18 protein-coding genes are annotated in these 20,564 nt (G+C 50.8%); 6 read left to right on the forward strand and 12 right to left on the reverse strand.

The annotated features are described in order from the left end of the window. Positions 1 to 26 precede the first annotated feature (26 nt). A complete protein-coding gene (locus ACO0LF_RS27475) occupies positions 27 to 1,376 on the forward strand; it encodes an MFS transporter (RefSeq protein ID WP_423019918.1) in 1,350 nt (449 codons plus the stop codon). A gap of 442 nt (positions 1,377 to 1,818) precedes the next feature. On the opposite strand, the gene ACO0LF_RS27480 is transcribed toward ACO0LF_RS27475, so the two are convergent. Next, positions 1,819 to 2,742, reverse strand: coding sequence for a prolipoprotein diacylglyceryl transferase (locus ACO0LF_RS27480; protein WP_423019920.1), 924 nt, complete (start codon positions 2,740 to 2,742; stop codon positions 1,819 to 1,821). Between the two features lie 102 nt (positions 2,743 to 2,844). Further along, positions 2,845 to 3,522, reverse strand: a complete 678-nt coding sequence (locus tag ACO0LF_RS27485; RefSeq protein WP_423019922.1) for a M949_RS01915 family surface polysaccharide biosynthesis protein — start codon at positions 3,520 to 3,522, stop codon at positions 2,845 to 2,847. A gap of 478 nt (positions 3,523 to 4,000) precedes the next feature. Between ACO0LF_RS27485 and ACO0LF_RS27490 the strand changes: the two genes are divergently transcribed. Then, entirely contained in the window at positions 4,001 to 4,621 is a 621-nt protein-coding gene (locus ACO0LF_RS27490) for a DUF2238 domain-containing protein (protein ID WP_423019924.1), read from the forward strand. A gap of 92 nt (positions 4,622 to 4,713) precedes the next feature. Here ACO0LF_RS27490 and ACO0LF_RS27495 read toward each other — a convergent pair whose 3' ends face one another. Beyond that, positions 4,714 to 5,280: a hypothetical protein gene (locus ACO0LF_RS27495; protein ID WP_423019925.1), complete on the reverse strand. Its 567-nt coding sequence runs from the start codon at positions 5,278 to 5,280 to the stop codon at positions 4,714 to 4,716. 110 nt (positions 5,281 to 5,390) lie between these two features. Further along, positions 5,391 to 7,031: a tetratricopeptide repeat protein gene (locus ACO0LF_RS27500; protein ID WP_423019927.1), complete on the reverse strand. Its 1,641-nt coding sequence runs from the start codon at positions 7,029 to 7,031 to the stop codon at positions 5,391 to 5,393. A 412-nt stretch (positions 7,032 to 7,443) separates the two neighbouring features. Here ACO0LF_RS27500 and ACO0LF_RS27505 point away from each other — a divergent pair, with 412 nt between their 5' ends. After that, the gene (locus ACO0LF_RS27505; RefSeq protein ID WP_423019929.1) at positions 7,444 to 7,659 is read left to right on the forward strand and encodes a hypothetical protein; all 216 of its coding nucleotides are present in this window, start codon (positions 7,444 to 7,446) and stop codon (positions 7,657 to 7,659) included. A 302-nt stretch (positions 7,660 to 7,961) separates the two neighbouring features. Here the strand turns inward: ACO0LF_RS27505 and ACO0LF_RS27510 are convergent, their stop codons facing one another. Then, positions 7,962 to 8,087, reverse strand: coding sequence for a hypothetical protein (locus ACO0LF_RS27510; RefSeq protein ID WP_423019931.1), 126 nt, complete (start codon positions 8,085 to 8,087; stop codon positions 7,962 to 7,964). Between the two features lie 108 nt (positions 8,088 to 8,195). On the opposite strand from ACO0LF_RS27510, the gene ACO0LF_RS27515 reads away from it, so the two are divergent. Together ACO0LF_RS27515 and ACO0LF_RS27520 are read left to right on the forward strand one after the other, a co-directional pair. Beyond that, entirely contained in the window at positions 8,196 to 8,510 is a 315-nt protein-coding gene (locus ACO0LF_RS27515; RefSeq protein ID WP_423019933.1) for a hypothetical protein, read from the forward strand. 96 nt (positions 8,511 to 8,606) lie between these two features. Then, positions 8,607 to 9,128: a hypothetical protein gene (locus tag ACO0LF_RS27520; RefSeq protein ID WP_423019935.1), complete on the forward strand. Its 522-nt coding sequence runs from the start codon at positions 8,607 to 8,609 to the stop codon at positions 9,126 to 9,128. 147 nt (positions 9,129 to 9,275) lie between these two features. Here ACO0LF_RS27520 and ACO0LF_RS27525 read toward each other — a convergent pair whose 3' ends face one another. The 3 genes from ACO0LF_RS27525 to ACO0LF_RS27535 all read right to left on the reverse strand — a co-directional run bounded on the left by ACO0LF_RS27525 (position 9,276) and on the right by ACO0LF_RS27535 (position 14,306). Continuing rightward, positions 9,276 to 9,662, reverse strand: a complete 387-nt coding sequence (locus ACO0LF_RS27525) for a hypothetical protein (RefSeq protein ID WP_423019937.1) — start codon at positions 9,660 to 9,662, stop codon at positions 9,276 to 9,278. Positions 9,663 to 10,671: 1,009 nt separating this feature from the next. Then, positions 10,672 to 12,660: an alkyl/aryl-sulfatase gene (locus ACO0LF_RS27530; RefSeq protein WP_423019939.1), complete on the reverse strand. Its 1,989-nt coding sequence runs from the start codon at positions 12,658 to 12,660 to the stop codon at positions 10,672 to 10,674. A 14-nt stretch (positions 12,661 to 12,674) separates the two neighbouring features. Next, positions 12,675 to 14,306, reverse strand: a complete 1,632-nt coding sequence (locus tag ACO0LF_RS27535; protein ID WP_423019941.1) for a GMC family oxidoreductase — start codon at positions 14,304 to 14,306, stop codon at positions 12,675 to 12,677. Positions 14,307 to 14,439: 133 nt separating this feature from the next. Here ACO0LF_RS27535 and ACO0LF_RS27540 point away from each other — a divergent pair, with 133 nt between their 5' ends. Continuing rightward, positions 14,440 to 15,351, forward strand: coding sequence for a LysR family transcriptional regulator (locus ACO0LF_RS27540; protein WP_423019943.1), 912 nt, complete (start codon positions 14,440 to 14,442; stop codon positions 15,349 to 15,351). A gap of 6 nt (positions 15,352 to 15,357) precedes the next feature. Here ACO0LF_RS27540 and ACO0LF_RS27545 read toward each other — a convergent pair whose 3' ends face one another. The 4 genes from ACO0LF_RS27545 to ACO0LF_RS27560 are packed head-to-tail and all read right to left on the reverse strand — an operon-like array spanning position 15,358 to position 20,564. Continuing rightward, positions 15,358 to 16,275 carry a haloalkane dehalogenase gene (locus tag ACO0LF_RS27545; protein WP_423019945.1) on the reverse strand — a complete coding sequence of 306 codons (918 nt, stop codon included), beginning with the start codon at positions 16,273 to 16,275 and terminating at the stop codon, positions 15,358 to 15,360. A 26-nt stretch (positions 16,276 to 16,301) separates the two neighbouring features. After that, complete coding sequence (locus tag ACO0LF_RS27550) at positions 16,302 to 17,378, reverse strand: MBL fold metallo-hydrolase (RefSeq protein WP_423019947.1); 1,077 nt, start codon at positions 17,376 to 17,378, stop codon at positions 16,302 to 16,304. Next, positions 17,375 to 19,192 (reverse strand): arylsulfatase, encoded by a 1,818-nt coding sequence (locus tag ACO0LF_RS27555; protein ID WP_423019949.1) that lies wholly within the window; start codon positions 19,190 to 19,192, stop codon positions 17,375 to 17,377. Before ACO0LF_RS27555 ends, ACO0LF_RS27550 begins: the two co-directional genes overlap by 4 nt. A 1-nt stretch (position 19,193) precedes the next feature. Next, positions 19,194 to 20,564, reverse strand: coding sequence for a DsbA family protein (locus ACO0LF_RS27560; RefSeq protein WP_423019951.1), 1,371 nt, complete (start codon positions 20,562 to 20,564; stop codon positions 19,194 to 19,196).

The following is a 20,564-nucleotide window of genomic DNA, read 5'->3' on the forward strand; positions in this document are numbered from 1 at the left end:
CGAAAAACTATACAAATGGGGACAGGATGGACGCGCAAGCATTAGTAGCAGGCAGGCAGAACAGCCAGACACGCACGGGGACCCGCTGGGGTATCTTGCTGATTTTATTTATCGTAACGACCATCAACTATGCTGATCGTGCATCTATTTCTATTGCCGGGCCGGAGTTAAGCAAGAGCCTGGGCCTGTCATCTGTGCAGATGGGCTTTATCTTTTCAGCGTTTGCCTGGTCTTATGTGCTGGCACAAATCCCTGGTGGATGGCTGTTGGACAGATATGGTTCCAAGGGGACTTATTTCTTCAGTATTTTTCTGTGGTCATTGTTTACGATGCTCATGGGCCTCGTGGGCTTTTTGTCGGGTGCTGCGGCGATTGCCGTATTGTTTGCGCTGCGCCTGCTGGTTGGTGCGGCAGAGGCGCCATCGTTTCCGGGTAACAGCCGTATTGCGTCTGCCTGGTTCCCTGTCAGTGAACGCGGGCTGGCAGCAGCGATATTTAATTCTGCGCAATATTTTGCGACCGTGATTTTTGCGCCTTTCATGGGCTGGATAGTTCATCAATGGGGATGGCCCAGCGTCTTCTATGTCATGGGTTCTCTGGGTATCATGATGTCTGTGGTCTGGAAGTTCAAACTGCACGACCCGCAAACGCATCCGCGCATCAATGCCGCAGAACTCCAGTACTTAAAAGATGGTGGGGCCTTGATTGATCTTGAGACTGCCCATCAGGTCAAAAAAACAGAGCAGCTTGATACTGCTTCCATCATCAAGCAATTGCTGTCCAACCGCATGCTGCTGGGGGTATATATCGGCCAGTATTGCATCAATACACTGACGTATTTTTTCCTGACATGGTTCCCGGTCTATCTGGTGACGGAGCGGCACATGACTATCCTCAAGGCGGGCTTCGTCGCTGCCATACCCGCTATCGCAGGCTTTATTGGCGGGGTACTCGGCGGTCTCATTTCTGACCGCATGATCAAGGCCGGTGTGTCTTTGTCCAGGGCCAGGAAAACACCTATCGTCATCGGCCTGCTGATGGCGATGAGCATGATCTTCTGCAATTACATCAGCACAGATGTGATCGTCATTGCGACCATGTCACTGGCATTCTTTGGCAAAGGCATAGGCGCCCTCGGTTGGGCTGTGGTATCTGACACAGCACCAAAAGAAGCGGGTGGCCTCAGTGGTGCGCTGTTCAATACTTTTGGCAACGTCGCCGGTATTACTACACCCATCGTCATCGGTTATATCCTGCAAGCGACTGGTTCGTTTGCCGGTGCCCTGGTTTTTGTCGCAGCCAATGCCGCCATCGCTATTTTTTGCTATGTGTTTATTGTCGGTGACATCAAGCGCATGGAATTCAAACCTGCCTGAGGCTAAAGGAAAAGAGGGCAGCGAATTCGCCAGAAGCTATCCTCAAAATTCCTTGTAAGGCTCGCGCTTTTTGAGCGGCATATAATTGTGCTTGTGCTCAAAGGCGAAAAGCTTGTCCTCAGACATTTTCTTCATTTTCCTTGCCAGATATTCCTGTATGGGTTTTGATTGGCCAGCCCGCGTTATGAGGCAAACGCATCTCACCCCATTTATGAAATGACTTCTAAAGTACCCACACTCAATAACATAGCGTTATTGGCACAGCCAGTATTACCAATTTTGGTTTGACTCCACGCGAGGGATGGCAATAGAAAAAATCAGGAAAACGATTGAAGTCAGTTTCATATCTGGGACGTTGTCAGACATCAGGAATAAAAATATATTGTTAAGACAAACGCTAGCCAGGTGTCGATGTTAAGAATGGTATTGGTAGCAAGCCGGGCTACTTCGCCATTGCGTCTGTCATGGGCATTGCTGGCAAACGCTTGCGCAATATCAGCATACCTGCGAGCCCTGCAACGATCAGTGCACCAGAAATAAATTCTGCCTGTGTCGCATGGATACCTAAAATATCAAATACAGGATTGATGCGGATTTTTTCTATCAGCAAACGTTCTACGCCAGCCAGCAGCATATACAGGGAGAACAGCCATCCAGCCTGGAAAGTGTTTTTCCTGAAAGCCCATAACACGGCAAAGCAAGCCATACTCATCACGACTTCATACATGGGGGTGGGATAGACGCCTGGAGCAGCAATGATTGTGCCAACGATATTGTTGTCATAGGTTTGTGCCCAGGCCCACAGCGGCAGCCAGTCTGGTTTGAGTGCCAGGTTCGCCACGCTGCCCCAGTCTCCATCACCCGATACCTGACAGCCTATGCGACCTATGGCGTAGCCTAGCATCATCACCGGTGCCGCCGCATCCAGGGCGGGGCGTAGGGCTAATTGCCATCTCCTGACATAGTACAGACCCACCAGCGTGCCTGCGATCAAACCTCCAAAAATACTCAGGCCAGAAGTCGTGAATATCATCGCCCATGGAGTAGTCATAAATTCGTCGGTATGCTCAAGCAGATGAAATAGTCTTGCACCGGCGATACCGATCAGCATGACGATTATGCTGAGATCTGCCACAATTTCCTGGGGTGACACTTCAACAAAAGTGTCGGCTTTATTTTTGTCCTTGCGCCTTATCTTTGCAGCACCAATTTGACCATTATTGTATTTGCGCTGCAATTCATGCTTGAGTACGTATGAGGCTGCCAGCATGGCGATGGCGACAAATAAGCCAAACATGGGCACAGGCAAAGGAAGAGAAATGCCGGACAGGCTGTACACGACATCGGTTAAATAAGGGAAAGCCATGTGATTCTTTGCTCAAAAATTAATCTCCATCTTAACATGAGGCAGCTTATCAGGCTGCGACTTTCAGACTGATTTTTCATGCAGGCTCAGGGAAAACAGTCATTAGTTTCCTTTCGATTTTCTCGGCACAAATTGATAGCTATTATCAAACCCATACAAATTATCCTTGTACATCCCTTCCATCTTCTTCACCAAATGCTTTTGCACTGACGCAGGTAGTGAGAAAAAATTCTCGGTCGCGGTCGTCTGCCTTTCACCATCCAGATTGCCTGTAATGGCGCGTATGACGACTTTTTCGCCTTTGTAGAACATGATGATCTTGAGACGGCCTGAAAAAGCCTCGCGGTCTGTGTTAGCACCATCCTGGTTATAAAAGCGATAGACCAGGATGGGATCTATATTGCCATCCCTGTCTATGTCAGCGATTTCTGTCAGCTTGCTCCAGAATTCCATGCCTGCTTCTTCACTCTCGGCCCTGTCGCGTATGCTGATCACATTGCTGAGGGATTTATCGCTCGCGATTTTGAAGAGATGTGCCTCTACTGCGCTGGAGAGTTTTTCAGCGCCGTATGTTCTATCCTGTTTTTCAGTCAGGTAGAGGACATAACTGCCGCTTTGATCGCTATAGCAATAATGCTTGAATACTGGCAAAAGTACCTTCGATTTTTTCAGCGTGTCGGCATTGAGCCATGTCTTGTCTGTGCAGGTGGCTGCACTATTCTTGGCTTCGGCAAAGGCAAGAACAGGTAGCAAGAAAATGAGAGAGAGCAGGTTTTTCATCTGATACGCTGGCGTTTATATAGCTGCATAGCTTAACAAAAAATCTTGCGCAGGCAGCATTCTTTGTGAGTGCAGCCGCTTCCACGGTCGCACTGTACATGGGCCAGCGCCTTTATCGCCATGTTCCGACTCTACATGGGCATCACACCTAAGGCCTGGCTGGAGAATAGATAGACCAGCCCGCGTAGGTGCGATTAGCGCAAGCGTAATCGTACGAATGTTGATTTCACTGCAGATGCATTTGCTGCTTTACACTTTACATACGTACGATTACGTTTCACTAATCGCACCTACGATGACTGAAATCGCCCGCAAACATAAAAATGCCGATATTTGAGCAGATGTAGCGTACCTCTTCGGTTATGATGTGGACCCGCGACTTTAGCGACAACACAGAATAAGAAAGCTACGCTATTGAATACCGCACTAGTTACTACCGGGCCTTTGTTCTACTGCTAGCATCTTTTTTATCCAAATAATGAAACTCAGTAAAACCTCATCTTTCCTGTTTGCCCTTACGGTATTTGCCATCAGCTGGATCAAGCCTATCTGGCCCTATGAGCAAGCATTGCATAGTTCGCTCACTGTCCTGGGTTTGATCCTGCTCTGGTATTACGCTAGAAAAAATCCCATCAGCGATACCAGTTTCTTGCTGATTTGCCTGTTCATTGCCGTTCATTGTGTGGCCGCCAGATGGCTGTATTCAAACGTGCCTTATGACGCCTGGGTCAAATCCCTGTTTGGTTTTTCCTTACAGGCCAGCATGGGCTGGAGCCGCAACCATTTCGACAGGCTGGTGCATTTCATGTATGGCTTTTGTCTGGTGCCTGGCCTGGTAGAACATTTCCGCCATAAATACACACCCAAGACCGGTTATTGCCTGACCCTGGCGCTGGCAGCCATCATGGTCACCAGCCTCTGGTATGAATGGTTTGAATGGCTGGTCGCCATCACCATGTCCGCCGAAGATGCCGAAGCCTACAATGGCCAGCAAGGCGATATCTGGGATGCCCACAAAGACATGTTAGCAGCGACCCTGGGGGCGCTGGTGTGGGTGCCGGTGTATCGGTATTTTGGTAAAAAAACTGGACATGATTAATTTGCAAAGCCCGTGTAATTTCAAGGCTTTACCTGGGTACTGTCAGGTTTTACTCATTGTATCTACGCTTCTCTCGATGGCATGCCTGGAAATCAAGATTTTTTCAAATTATGTAGTGCCAGCTCTATTTTATTCAAATCAGATTGCTGTTTTTTTGTTATTTTCCCATTCGCCCATAAATCCATGAGCATCATTCGCTGCCGATGAAGGAAGTGATAATTGGAATGGGCTAACAGCGCATCGATGTCATAGTCGTTGGCATTTCCAGTAGGAGGTGAGGCATTTTCTGAATCTGGATATTCATCAGGGTTTTCATTGTCTGCATCTTCCAGAGCTGCGTTGGTGTTTGCCAATAATTCTTCCAGGCTTTCTGGCTCATCACCTTCGTACGAGATGATTGCATCAAAGTATTTAGCCAAAGCAGTGCTTACTATCATGACGCATGCCAGATCCTTCAGGCTGCTGCTCCACATCAAGCTTATGCAGTAATCCCTGCCATCAACTACAGCGGCCAATTCTTCATCTTCTTCCAGCAGATCAGCCGCAGCTTCATAAAATATGTCAAATCCGCAGCCTTCAAGCTCATGTAAAGTGCAGGGTGAAAAACCGGAATCCTCAAACGGAGTGAATGCCGGATCCAGTTTCAGTTTAAAGCCCAATTGATCGATTGCCGCTTGCAGGGATTCGCGATTCGGTATTTTGTCTTGATGGATGAAGGCAAACTGTGTATTCGACATATTGTCATTTCCTTATATTTGCGAATGACTACTTATGAAGCTGCCTGTGCGTGGGCTGCAGCGTTTTGTGAAACCGCCAATATATTCTGCATTTTCTCCAGGTAATTGCTTGCTTCTGCCACTACACCAGCCTCAGGATAGCGCTGCAAAATCACCTTGAGGATGGAAATAGCCTGGGCATATTTACGGAAATGTTCGCCTGATAAGCGCGCTGCCAGCATATACACTGCCGGGATATCTGCGTGCTTGGGATTGTTCTTGTCAAAGCCTTGTATTAATTTCATGGCGCTCCTGAAATCGCCGGTGACAAAAAAACTGTTTGCCATTTGCAGTATGTCGTCAGGCTGTATCTCATAAGTGGTATCGAATTTCTTTTGCTCACTGAGCATATGCAAGGCTTTTTCATGACAGCCAGCTTTGCTTAATACCAGCATATAGCGCCGCCGCTGCTCGTTGATACGCTTTTCATCGCCTTTGCGCTGTAATAATTGATACAGTTTTTCATTCAGGCTCAGGCTGGTGCGCTCGTAGCGCATTTCATCTTCCAGCAGACGTATGGCTGTATCCAGTTCGCCGTTCAACAAGAGTGCATCAATGCGCTGTATAAACGGGTCAGACGATACTGGCGTTGTCCTGGTGTTTGCTTTTACACTATCCCTCACTCTGTGCGTATCAAAATCGACAGCGACTGGCAAACCTAGTTGCTGGTGGTATTGATACAGTACATATCCCATCATCGAATAACATGCCAGGATCAGATAGAAATTTAAAAACGTTAGCAATGGCACACTGACAAATGGCGACCAGGCAGGCGGTATCAAATGCCGCAAACCCTCCAGCGCCAGCGAGGCCATGCCAAAGATAAACCACACCACGAAATAAGACGCCCCCATGCCCCGTATGAAAAAGAACATGGTCATAGGATTGAGTGCGCGCCAGACATTGTCTTCTATCGCCAGTACCATCACTGCCGCGGGTAAGGGCAGGGCAAACAGCATGGCGACCAGATAAAACCATTTGGCAAAGTGCACATCCGGGGAGAGGAATCTATCCATCCTGCTCCGTGGGTGGTAGCTTTGATCGCTGTCTGCCTCATTATTTTGTGCGCCATCGCTGGCCCTGGAGTTGCCCACATCATGTGCGCTGAAAGTTTTGGGATCGTCCTGTTCTGCACTGTCGTCATCCTCATCCGGCGAGCCCGACTTGTGTGCGGGGTCAGCATGATGGTCTGGCGCTATGAGTAATGGCGTCGTTGCTGCAGCCGCTTGTTTGCTGGTGGCAGCAGACTTGTATGCCGCTGCAGGCGTAGCTGTGTCAGCTTTGATGGCATAGCCTGCAACTACTACCATCAAGATAAAATACAGCAAGAACACCAGATTTTGTTTATAGGGGCGCGCATCCTTATTGCCCCAGACATGGATGTCATCCCACTTCGGCTCCAGTTTTCCCATGGCTCCCATTTCCATGACTGCATAGGCATAGCGCAAAAAGAACAAGGTCAGCAAGCCACGAAACATGCCAAAAGCAAATACCGTCACGATACTCAAGGCCGACAGGCCCGCAATCATGATGAAGGGAGCAGGCTGAAAAGGAAATAAAAGAAAAGTCGGCAAGCGCTGCAAAAACGGCGTGATATCGTCCTGATAAATTTTGATTCTTGGTTCTGCAGACATGGTTTTCCTGAATAATGGGCGTGCGCTTTGAGAGCGCTATTTCTGTTTTCTTAAGCTGGCAAGATAAATGCGACCAGGTTTGTCTGCTTTGCACATACCTCAATTTCTTCATGCTTCAAAAGACTCACAGTGCTGCTCACGCAATCAACTCCATCACTGGGATAAAGGCAGGGGCAGGAGCAGCGCTAAAAAATTGAGCACAAATTATAACGAAGCCTTAGTGTCAAAAGCTTGAGAAAATAGTATGTTCATACTTAAGTATGGAGGAAAGAGTAGCAATTGTTTCCTCTGCGAAATAATGCTGCCAAAAATCAGCATGACAATTGTCATACTACTTTGCTGACAGCTGCTACTTATGCAACTGATCCTTTCCCCCTACACTGAAGCCTCAATCAAAAAACGAAAGGCAGTCATGTTAGACATACTCTCTTACTCTCAAATCGTTCCCCTGGGCGCATTTGCTGTTGCCATCGCCTACGCTATCTGCAATGCCTGGATCAAGACCAGCCAGCACGAAACCGAGCTGCAACAGCGCACGATGGAACACCAGGAAAAGATGAAAGCCATGGAACTGGAAATCGCCCGCAGCCAGGCAGCCATGACGGACAGAAAGAGCCAGTTAGCCTGAGCTGCAAACACGGGTATCAGACATGCCTGATTTGATCAGGGCAGGCACAAATTCTCTGTAGGAGCGGCTTCAGCCGCGAACCGCCATGCAATGTCGCGTACGAATCATGCGGCCTGGTAGGTACGATTAGCAGGGCGTAATCGTACGCATGTTGACTCATGCAAGATATTGAAAGAAATGATACCCGCGATATTAAAGTGAAGCAGGATGAAAAATCAGTAGTACCGCATGTGCAGCTCTCAAAGCTATGCTGGCATAGTGTGTGAGGGGGGGCGTAGTTTCCAGGCTTTACATGCGTACGATTACGTTTCACTAATCGCACCTACGCGAGCTATAACGGCCAGCAAGGCGATATCTGGGATGCCAAAAGACATGCTGGCCGCGACCATGGGAGCGCTGGCGCGGGTGCCGGTGTATCGGTATCGCAAGAAGTCGGCAAGGGCGACGAATGAGCTTGTGGTCAGAGAAAAAATGTAAGAATATGAGAATTTCACCCTGCATTTATAAACATGCAGAAGTTTTTTAAGAGATACAGTATGAACAGATATGAAGGAAAGCCTTTTCTCCGTTTGCTTGAATGCTACGTTTTAGCAGCGATTGATCAACTTGATGCCGGGCAGAGCGAGGCATTGAAAAATATGGAGCCGAAACTCGCTGCCGTATATAACACCAGCGGAACATGGGTAGAAATCGTCCGCGATCAGATGGATTTTCCTGAGTCTCTCCCGAAAAAAATTCGTGAGATATGGGAAAGCAATCTTGTTAAATTACGAGCGAACGGCGTTTCAATCGACCCAAACGAGTTTGCCATGGCATTTATAGACCAGAATTTCCCTGAAACTGCTGCTTAGGCCATGCCAATGTTATTCTTCGTTCCCTGCTTGTCTTTGATAATGCGCATTAAGTTTGTGCCTACGCGAGCTATGTAATCCAACTTGATGAACAATATGCGAAAAGTAAAAACATTATCCAAACTCAATGCCAGCAAAGAAAAAAGTATTCATCTGCAATTCCCATTTTTGCAGAATGTGAAAGAGAATATCAATCACGGAGAAATGGGACAGCTTGCCTTATCTGTTTTTGATCACTGGATCACTTGCGAGAGCGAGTATCATTTGCTGGATAACATAGGCGTGATTGAGCAAGAAAACCGGAATCAAAAATTTCTTTCCCATTGGGCCGCTATATTTGATGTCACCGAGATTTTTACGCTCCGTTACCGTGGCCGTTGGCCACAAAAAGAGAAACTGGTCATCAAGCAATATACTGACAAGGCTGGCTACCTTGCACAATGCAGATTAAAAATGGGCAACAGTCCATTCCAATTTATCATCATGCCCGAATTTGATTGTCTTTATATGGCATCCTGGGACGACACCAACCACCTTTATTTTAACGATCGCCTAAAGGCAGAACCAGTTTTAAGCTTGGCAAAAAAATCTGGACTGCATGTTCTTGAATACAATTAAGTTTCATTCAACTTGGGTAGGTACGATTAGCAAAGCGTAATCGCCGCATGTTGATTTGATCATGGTAGACCCTGATTCTCTGTAGGAGCGGCTTCAGCCGCGAACCACTTGCACTATGCGGTACTGTGTTCGCGACTAAAGCCGCTCCTACCCAAGTATTTGCAATTTCTCTTTGGCATAGATACTGAGATCATCAATCGCCGAGTAATTTCTTGGCAGGCTGGCTATCAGTGTCAATATAAATTGCCCCAGCGCTTTATCGCCGCAGTCGATTTCTATATCAGCAAAACTCACTACATCCTGGAATTTGGCATAGGAATATTTTTTCTTGCCATTATCAGTCAGGCCTAGATATTTACTAAGCGACAGCCTTGCCTCTTCAAGAGCACCATTCAGATAATGTCCTATGGTATTGTTAAACAGGCTGCGCTTGTGCGATGCTAACAGTTTGCCATTTTCATCAAGCACATCCTTGTGGAAACTGAAAAAATATTTTTCCTGCTTGACGGCTGCTTCATCGCGAGAATAAGTCATTCCACTGCTGCTGAGTATTTTCTCTATCTCTTCAAAGGGTGCGAATTTCAATCTGAGAAAACTGGCTCTATCTAAGGAATCCTTGATACTTTCCTCGTGCCTGGGAAAATATCCAAGAAACGAGACTTGCGCCTTTCCCTCAATGAGATCCTTGAAGAATTGCAGGTGTTCTTTTCTCAAACTCTTACTCATATCCTGATCGTGGTGCCATGAAGTTTCTGGAGTGCTACATTGTCTCTCGGAATTTTAGCCTGTGTAGGTACGATTAGTGAAACGTAATCGTACGCATGTTGACTCGCGCAAGACATTGAAGAAAGGTGACGACCACCATATTTTAGCGAACCATGATGATAAACATAAATCCCGCTTGCACACTTCACAAAACGATGCGGTGTCGTGTTTGAGGGGTGGCGTAGTTTTAAGTTTTTACATGCGTACGATTACGTTTCACTAATCGTACCTACGCAGGTTTATAACTGAGATCGAAATTTACGAAATTGAATCGTCACGACATAGCTACCGGCTATCCAAGAAAAGAGCCAAAGGAAACCAGGCATCAGGGCGATAATTAATTGGTCTAAATGTTCAAATACCCGATTGTTCGATTTTGATAAAGTATAGGCCACCAGAACTAAGCAGCCAACTGATGCGAAAAGCGCAATTAGATACCAAAGGTATTGGCCCCACCGTTTCCGCAGGAATAGACCTCCTGAGCCAAAGAAACCTACAATCGCAACAATTAACCATATCCAATTTGATGAGAATGTGACCCACCAACTGATGCTCGCGGCAAGAAGAAATAGGTAAAGCGCGATGATATTGAGTATCATTTTTTACGGGGAATTTAAGTAATCTTTATTTTAACCTAATCTAGTACGCATGTTGACTTATAGAGGGGAGCTTAGGTGCGATCAGATCTGTGTAATCGCACCTTATATTGCATCTCATCGACCACAGAATTCATTGCAGATGCTACCGGAAACCCAGCTTTCATGCACAGAGAAAGCATTTACTTCGTCACAATCGCAAACGTCCCCGCCGCCTTGTCAATGAGGCCAAAAAACCGCACCAGATCTATCTTGCTGCCATCCACCTTCAAGTCATCACTGAACAGTGTATCTTTGACACCCGCCGTTCCCGCCATCATCTTGATGAAGATGGGTTTGGTCAATGTCAGGGTGGCATTCGCGTCTTTAACTGGCGCGGCTTTCTTGTGATGCAGTACCGCGTTTTCTATCCATAGTACGTAGGATTCTTTGGTGTCGGTCAGCACCAGGTTGAGCTTGTAGTCTTTGCCTTCGGCATCTGTGCCATTGAGGCCTGCGGCCATGGCTTCGAGGAAGCGGTCTATCGGGGTTTGGGCCAGCATTTCTATCATGGCGGCGCGGTTCACGCCTTTGGTGGGTGGGCCGTTGCGTAGTTCGTTGGCGGCGGTCAGGTAGCTGTTGCGCCAGGTGGATGCTTCTGCTGCGTAGCCCATTTGTTCATAGGTGCGGGCCAATAATTCCTTGGCGTTTTTGTTATTGCTGTCGGTAAAGACGACATGATTGAGCAGCTCTGCGGTCCAGCGATAATCGCCCTTGTCGAAAGCTGTTTGTGCTGCGGCGATGGCCTTGTCTGCGCCGCCCAGCAATTCTACATAATGCTTGGCAGATTCTTGTGGTGGCAGGCGATTCAGGTTGGCGGGGTTGCCGTCATAAGCGCCGAGATAAAACTGGTAGACGGCTTTGACATTGTGGCGCAGGTCGCCATAGTAACCGCGTGCGCCGAAATAGCTTTCCAGGGATTTGGGCAGTTTGATCTTGTCGGCGATTTCAAAGGGCGTATAACCAGCATTGATGAGGCGCACGGTTTGGTCATGGGTGTATTTGTAAACGTCGCGCTGCTTGGTGATGAATTCTGCAATGCGTGGCTTGCCCCAGACTGGCCAGTTGTGCTGGCCAAAATACACTTCAGCATCAGCACTTTGCGCCAGTGCCTGTTCTAGGTAGCCGCCCCAACGCTGGGCATCGCGGGCTTTGGCTCCACGCACTGGCAAGAGATTGTGCATGGTTTGCGCGAGTATTTCGGCACCGGCATAGGCTTTTTTATCGGGGATGCTGAAGGTCAGTTCTGAGGGGGCTTCTGCACCCGGCACATTGTGGAATACAAAGTTGACGCCATCCAGCGTCAGTTCCTGGGTTTCTTTGATGATGAGCTGGTTGGGTTCGAGCACGCCTATGCTGCCATAGGCGACACCTTTGCCCAGGCCGGTGTCGACCAGGCCCTTGGGCGAACGCTCGAGGTCTTTACCAAACTGGTAGCCAGAGCGCCTGGCCATGGCTGTACCGACCAAAATATTTTCGCTGGTGGCTTCTTCCATGAAGCCATCGGGGGCGATGACGGGGATTTTTTTGCTTGCCACTTCTTCTGGCGTGATGACACCGAGTGCACCACCAAAATGATCAGCATGGCTGTGGGTGAAAACGACAGCGACTACAGGCTTGTCACCCAGGTGTTTGCGGGCAAAGGCAATGGCATTGGCGGCACTCTCTTTGGCAGTCAGCGGGTCGACGATAATCCAGCCTGTCTTGCCTTCGATGATAGTCATGTTGGCGATATCAAAACCACGCAATTGATAAATGCCATCGGTGACTTTGAACAAGCCGATTTGCGCATTCAGTTTGGCATGCCGCCACAGGCTGGGGTTGACGGTGGCCGGGGCTGCGCCTTCTATGAATTTCCAGGCATCGAAATCGATCAACACTTCACCTGATGGGCCAAGGATTTTACCTTCTGGTTTGGCGATGAGGCCGCGCCTGGCATCTTCAAAATCCTGCTGGTCATCCAGTGCCAGGCCTTGTGCCATGTCGGTATTGGCTTTGACGGTGGTGGCCGTGGCGTCGCCCATGGCAGTGTTGCCAGTTTTTTGGCCACAGGCGGCCAGCAGCATGGCTGCCATGGCCACCATAGTCAAGGCCACAGTTTTTTTCAGGTGCAGGTGTTGAGGTGTTTTCATATCGTCTCCGGTTTTTATACGTTATCTGCTTTGATCATGTCTGCTGCCTTCTCGGCAATCATGATAGTTGGTGCATTGGTATTGCCGCCTATCAGTGTGGGCATGATGGAGGCATCGACCACGCGCAAGCCTTGCATGCCAATGACACGCAAACGCTCATCGACGACTGCCATGGCGTCTGTAGCCTGGCCCATCTTGCAAGTGCCTACGGGGTGGTACTGGGTATCTGCCCTTTGCCTGATGTCTTGCTGCAAGCCTGCCACATCATCTGCCCTGGTGGGGTAGAGCATGTCGCCGCGCATGTGATCAAACACGCTGGATGCAAATAGCTTATGCTGGAATTGCGCGCCGCGCACCAATAATTCGAGGTCACGCTCATCGCTTAAAAAGCGCGGGTCGATGACGGGGGCAGCATGCGGGTCTTTACTGGCCAGGCTGACCGTGCCATGACTGTGTGGTCGCAAGACATCGATGTGGCTGGAAATGCCATGGCCCAGATGTGGTTTGCGCGCATGGTCATCGACCAGGGCGATGACGAAGACGATTTGCAGGTCAGGTACAGTGAGGCTGGGGTCAGATCGCAGAAAAGCACCGGCCTCGGCATAGGTGCTGGTGACCATGCCTGTACGTTGTTTGCGCCATTCCCACATGGCCTTGCTCATCTTTGTCATGCCTGTCAGCGACAGGCCAAAGGTGGCATTCTTGGCGGCGCTACCTTTGCTGCGCCAGCTTTGTACATAGTCGATATGGTCTTGCAGATTCTTGCCTACTCCCGGTAAATCATGCACGAGCTGGATGTCCAGCTTTTGCAACTCGCTGGCCTGACCTATGCCGGATAATAGTAAAAGTTGAGGTGAACCAAAGGCACCGCCAGACAAGATGACTTCACGGCGTGCACGTATTTGTTTCAGCTCCCCAGCCTGATGGTATTCAATACCGATCGCGCGCTTGCCCTCAAACAGGATGCGGGCAGCAACAGCTTGGGTGATGACTTGCAGATTGGGACGCGCTAGATTGGGGGCCAGATTCGGCGTCAAATAAGCCTTGGCAGCGCTGCAACGCTCGCCATTTTTATGGGTAACCTGGTAGAGGAAAGCACCTTCCTGTTGTTCACCATTGTAGTCAGGGTTATGTGGCAAACCGCATTCGCCAGCAGCCTGGATGAACAGCTGGTTGATCTCGCTCTGATGACGGGGGTAGCAGACATTCAGCGGGCCGCCCTGGCCGTGATAGTTATTCTGGATATCTTCATTATGCTCGGCGCGTTTGAAGTAGGGTAGCACCTCGTCATAAGTCCAGCCTGCATTGCCTAATGCAGCCCAGTGATCATAATCCCAGCGGTGGCCGCGTACATAGAGCATGGCATTGATGGAGCTGGAACCACCCAGGGTCTTGCCACGCGGTTGATAACCGCAGCGACCATTCAAGCCAGCCTGGGGCACGGTCTGGTAGCCATAGTTATGGTATTTGGTCGGGACGATGGCAGCTACACCTGCCGGTGCATGGATCAGCACGCTCTTGTCGGGGCCACCGGCTTCTAGCAAGGCCAGGCTGATGCCGGGGTCTTCCGTCAGCCGGGCTGCGAGTACGCAACCGGCTGAGCCACTGCCTACGACGATGTAGTCGAATTCCTGGGATTTTGACATCTGTAGTCTCCTGATGTTATTGAGTGTATGGGGCTATTTTTTTGGTGTCCAATGCATTCTTGAGCTAGAATCAATGCACTCAATGCATGGCTTTGTGGTGTTTTTGCTATATTTAATTGCAGGAAGGAATACCGTGGAATTGAAACGTCTGAGGCACGTCGTTGCAGTGGCAGATGAAAAGAACTTTGCCCGTGCGGCAGAGCGTGTGCATTTGTCGCAATCTGCCCTGAGTCGTAGCATACAGGCGGCGGAAACCGAGCTGGGGGTGCAATTGTTTGACCGGGGCACGATAGAGGTGACGGCAACCCCGGCAGGTAACTTTTTCATAGAACGCGCCCGCAAGCTTTTGTTTGACAGCCGCTGCCTGCAAAGAGATATAGAGCTGTACCGCAGCAAGCAGATCGGTGACCTGGCCATAGGCGTGGGGCCTTTTCCGGCGGCGACGCTATTGCCCATGCTGATGCCTGAATTGCGGCAGCACTTTGCGGGTGTCAACTTGCGTGTCGAAGTCAATAACTGGGAATACCTGGCAGAACATTTGCGCAATGAAGAACTGGATTTCTTTGTGGCTGATACCCGTGATCTCCCGCCCGGCCAGGACCTGGACATCAATTTGCTGGCACGCCAGCGCGGTGGCTTTTTCGTACGTGCGCATCATCCTTTATTGAGCAAGTCGCGCAGGCTACCCGCCGATATTTTGCAATATGGCCTGGCATCGGTACGCTTGCCGCAAGCCATACGTAAGGCCCTGGCGCAATTGCTGGGCTTGCCTGCCAATGCCAGCTTGCCGATAGCGCTGGAATGCGATGATGTGCTGACACTCAAACGCGCTGCCCTGGAATCTGACACCATCCTTGCCGCCATCAATGCTGCCGTCGCAGATGAAATCCAGCGAGGGCAAATTGTCCCGCTGGTGATAGACGGTATACCGACCATGCATTCAGAACTGGGCATTGTTTCTTTACGGGGTCGCAGCCATTCGCCAGTGGCGCAGTTTGTGATAGGCAGGTTTAAAGAACTGGCGGAACTGCATGCGCGGCAGTAGAAGGTATTAGCCACCAGTCTGCTGCATAAACCTGACTATCGCCGTTGCAACTTCTTCCCCTTTGTCTTCCTGCAAAAAATGCCCGGCATTGCGGGTAATCGCATGTGGCTGGCCTTGCGCGCCGGGCACCAGTTCTTGCCAGGCTTTGTAGCCGCCACGGGTGACCGGGTCGCGATTGCTGAACAGGGTCAGGAAGGGTTTATCCCAGCGTTTGAAAACTTCCCAGGCCTGCTCATTGCGTTGTCGTTCGGGGTCATCTGGCGTAGTCGGTACAAAGCTGGGGAAGAGGCGGGCAGCGATGCGGTAGGCTCGACCGGGAAAGGGCGCATCATAGGCGGCGATTTCTGCCTTGCTTAAACCATGCACACAACCAGTCTTGACGATGCGGCCTATGGGGAACCAGGGGCTATAGCGTGAAAATGCCCGCCAGATTTTAAATGCTTTGGGTACGGCCATGGTGCCGGTAGGCAGGGCACCATTGGCTAGCACGACGCGCGCAAAACGTTCAGGTTCTTCTGCTGCCATGCGCAAGCCTATGAGGGAGCCCCAGTCCTGGCAAAACAGGGTCAGGCCACGCAAATCATTGGCGATCAGCCAGGCCTTCATCCACAGTACGTGGTTGAGGTAGGAATAATCTTTCCTGCTTGCCGGTTTGTCCGAGCGGCCAAAGCCGACCAGGTCAGGTGCAATCACGCGGAAACCCGCTGCCAGCAAGACCGGGATCATCTTGCGGTACAAATAAGACCAGGTAGGCTCGCCATGCATGAGCAGTATGGGCGTAGCATCGCGCGGGCCTTCATCAATAAAGGCGATGCGCAAGCCGCCTATCTCGCTATAGTGAGGCTGGTAAGGGAAGTCGGGGATATGGGCAAATCTATGCTCGGGGGTACGCAAGAATTTTTTTACGACGGGTAGTGCTGACATGCTGAGCCTCGGTGATGAAAAAACGATTAAAAGCGCTTGCTGAAAATAATCTGCTTGCTATCCGCAGGCATGCTGACAAAATCGCCATCGACACCGACCCTGATTTTGCCTTTGTAAATATGGCCTGCATCACCCAGAAAAGCCGTTTCCATCCCCGGCAGGGGCAAGGGTGGGGCGATATGGTTCAGCAGCAAGGCACCCACCTTGGCATCACGTGCAATCTCGGCGGCCTGCTCGGGTGTGGTGTGATAATTGGTGATGTCCTTGAAGATTTTTTTCAGATTGGCCTTGCCCGCCTGGTCAGCCGCTTTTTCCAGCAAATTGGTCAGCGGGATGGAGAGCGCTTCATGCAGCAGCAAATCCACATCTTTGGCCTGGGCTTGTACAATCGCTGATTTGACGGTGTCACCGCTGATGAGCAGGCTGCGACCCTTGTAGTTGATACGGTAGCCAACGGCAGGGTGGATGGGGCCATGTTCAGCCGTGAAGGCGGTGATTTCCAGATCGGCATCCTTGAGCAGTGTCACGCTGCCTTGTGCCAGTGGGGTAAAACTTTTGACCGTGCCACCAAAACCACTGGGCGGCATGGTGGCTTCTCCGTGATGGGCCACGCGATAGCCCTGGTCCAGTTTATAGGCTTGCATGATGCCCTGCACTACCGTCTCGACGCCAGTGGGGCCGTACACAGGAACCGGGTTCTGGTTACTGGCAGATACCCAGCGCTGCAATAAAAACTCTCCCATGCCATCAATATGATCGGAATGAAAATGAGTGAGGAAGACAGCATCAATCTGCCCTGCACTAAACCCCATCCTGCCCAGGTTGCGCACCGTGCTGCTGCCTGCATCAAAGATGAACTGGCGTTGCCCGGCGATGACCAGGGTGCAGGGACCGGAACGTTTGTCGTCAGGGAAAGGTGAACCTGCTCCGCATAAACCCACATGCAAGCCATCCGGCAATTCTGCCAGGGGATTGGCGCTCAGATGTCTGACTATCATGCGCTCGGCGATGGCCAGGCTGATGGGGGTACGGAACAAAAACAAGCCAAGCGTGAGCAGTGCCAGTACACCCAGGGTGGTGATAAAAAAACGCTGACTTTTCATGATTTGCCTTTATTGCCGGATGGGCGGCGTCGACGCGCCAGCAGGTATGTCAAAGTGACCAGGCCCAGCAAGAGCAGGATGGCGGGATATTTATAGCGCGGTATATATACATGCACCATGGCATTGGTGAAAATTTGCTGGCTGGGTTCATAGCCATCCGGCATGGGCAAGACGCCATTGTCTTTGGCGTATTGTGCATAGGCAGCCTGCATGCTGGAAAACATCTCAGGCAGGCTGCTTTGCAGGTCGCGGGTTTCTCCAGGGTCTAGCCGGATATCATATAAATGCCACAGACCATCACCAACCGGTGGCAGGTTTTTCACCAGTTTATAGTCGCCCCTGAACAAGGCCTGGTTGCCAGACAATTCATAGCCTATGTTTTCATCGGGCGCATGCACGCGGTCCTGGCCATAGTACAAAACCGGGATCAAGCTGCTGCCTCGCATGATTTCCACGGGTTTGCCATGGTAGCTGCCAGCTGGTTTTGCGACATTCGCCAGTTCCAGTATGGTGGGGGCAATATCATTGATATGGGTAAAGCCTTGCTGGATACTGTTTTGCTGTATGTCCTTGCCAGCAATGATCAGGGGTACGCGTATGCCACCTTCACCGGCATAGAATTTATAGGTGCTCAAAGGCGAGGCTGCTGCACTGCTCCAGCTTGGGCCTATGATGCTGTAGGCCCCCTTGTCGCCGAGTTTGTCCATGTCGCTGTCGTAATGCATGCCTAGCCACAGGCGTGCGCTCAACATGGCGTAGGGGTCGGATGCTTCTGCCCCATTGTCCGACATGAACATGAATACCGTATTGTCGTACTGGCCGCTTTTTTTTAAGGCAGTAATCAGGCGACCTACGTGATAATCCATGGCCTCTGCCATGGCGGCATAGACTTCCATGCGCCTGGCCTGGTAGGCTTGTTCCTCAACTGTCAGCGCATCCCAGTTTTTCGTGGTGGACATGGTGACCATGGGTGTGTCTTTGGGTAGCAGCCCCAGGGCGATGGCGCGGTCGCGTCTGGACTGGCGCAAGGCTGTCCAGCCGTCTTTATATTTATCCTTGTACTTTTCTATGAAAGCGCGCGGTGCTTGAACAGGAATATGATTGGCCTGAAAGGCGACATAGGCAAAGAAGGGTTGTGCTGCATTGCTGGCTTGCTGATCGTGCTGGATGTAATTGATCATACGGTCTACATAATATTCCGACGAATAAAATTCCCTGGGCATGGCGGCTTCCTTGCCATCTTCAAACCAGTAGACCTTGTCGGTCAGGTCGAGATAGCGTTTGCCGGTTTCCCAATTATCCGAGCCACTGTCACCTTGTATGATGGAGCGCTCAAAGCCGCGCTGGTCTGGCAGGTTATGGCGTTCTTTGCCTACATGCCATTTGCCAGCGACATAGGTGCGATAGCCTGCATCTTTCAACAGGCTGGCTACGGTTACGACCCTGTCGTTCAAGACGCTGAGGTAACCCGGTTTGCCCTCATGTTCCTGGGGTATGGTTTCGCGCATATTGCCGACCCCATTGAGGTGGTTGTCCACCCCGGTCAGGAGCATGGAACGGGTAGGCGAGCAGGATGCCGTCACATGGAAATTGGAAAAACGCATGCCTTGCCTGGCCAGGGTATCCAGATTGGGGGTGGCGATTTCGCTGCCAAAGGCACCCACATCGCTAAAGCCCCAGTCATCGGCCAGCAAGACCACGATATTGGGCCTGGACGGTTTGCCTGCGCTGCCGGACGGTGCAGGCGGGATCTCGCTGGCCTGGGCCAGCTGGCTGGAAATGCATAATAAGGCAAGCAATTGTTTGATGCGCATGCTATTCCTGGTGATTGTATGGTTCAACTTGTTTCGGTAATGGCGTATCTTGGCCCGCCATTTTTTTCATGATATCGGCGATGACCCATAAGCGATCCTGACCCCAGACTGCCGTGCCAGCGCAAGAAAACGAGGGCACGCCCCACAGGCCAAGTGCGGACATGGCTAGCCGGTTGGCCTCGGCTGTCTTGCGCCAGGCTTGGTCCTGCAAAGCCCGGCGGGCGTCGTCCCAGGGTAGGCCAGCCCGTTCACAAATCTTGCGCAAACCGCAGTCACTGCCCGCATCCAGGCCCTCGGCCCATACTCCGCGCATGAAGGACAGGACATAGTCTTGCCCGCGCCCCAGACTTTCAGCCAGCGGCATCAGGGCCAGGCCACGTTCGGTGGGGCGGCCTACCGGGTCGTTCAAGCGACCAAAGGGAATCTGCCGGACATGGGCTTCACGTGCAGCGTCCATGGCGATATACAATCTTTTATTCGCAGGCACAGGCAAGCCGCGCATGACCATGGGCAGCACATAGCGCAGTTTGATACTGGCACCTGCAAGCTGCCCCAGTCTGAATGCCCGTTCAGCCACGATGGCAGAATAAGGGCTGCGCAAGGAAAAATAAAAGTCGATCTCAGGTGGCTGAGCGATATGGAGTGGCTGAGCAAGCTCGGTTGCTGGCGGGTACAGCAGAGGCTGATTGCTGCTCATCTCATTGCTGCCCAGCTCATCCTGCAATCTTAGTTCCAGGTGATACAGCCGGTCTATGCCCCAATACCATTCCCCTTCATACCAGAAGCAGGCACCCAGGTAATGGCCTAGCTCTTTCCTGAGTCGATTGGCCTGCTGCATTTCTGAGGCAGTTAGTCCTGGCGCAGTTGGGTAAATGCCCAGTGCCGTGGCGGTCTGCTCAGTCAGTGGCTGAGAGGCATTCCACAAGGCCGCGCTGATGCTGTCCACCAACTGGACAAATAGTCCCATGTGCATGGCAGCCACCAGCAGGCGGTTTGCCATCTGAGTTTTTTCTGCTGAAGGCTGTTCTGCAAAAATTGTTATTGGAAAAATTGGAAAACCATAATGCTGTGCCAGCAAGTGCGCATCCTGGCGGCCATAGGTCTGTAATTTGTCGGGTTCAGGTGCGGCAGCCTGCTCAGGCGGGCTGACTATATGGGGCAGAATTTGCAGCGCATATTTTTGCTGCAAGGCCACCAGACTATGGGCCGCCAGCACGCTATAAGGATCGTCGGCCTGGTGAAAATAGTGTAACTGCCTGGGCGCACCACTACGCAGTCTGGTCTTCATTGAGCGCTCGCGCTGCCGGAGCAGGCGTGTTCTACCCAGCATGTGCTGGGTAACTATAGGCATCAACAGGCTTTTGATGGACAT

Origin of the sequence: Undibacterium sp. Di27W (assembly GCF_049340345.1) — a bacterium.
Taxonomy (GTDB): Bacteria; Pseudomonadota; Gammaproteobacteria; order Burkholderiales; family Burkholderiaceae_D; genus Undibacterium.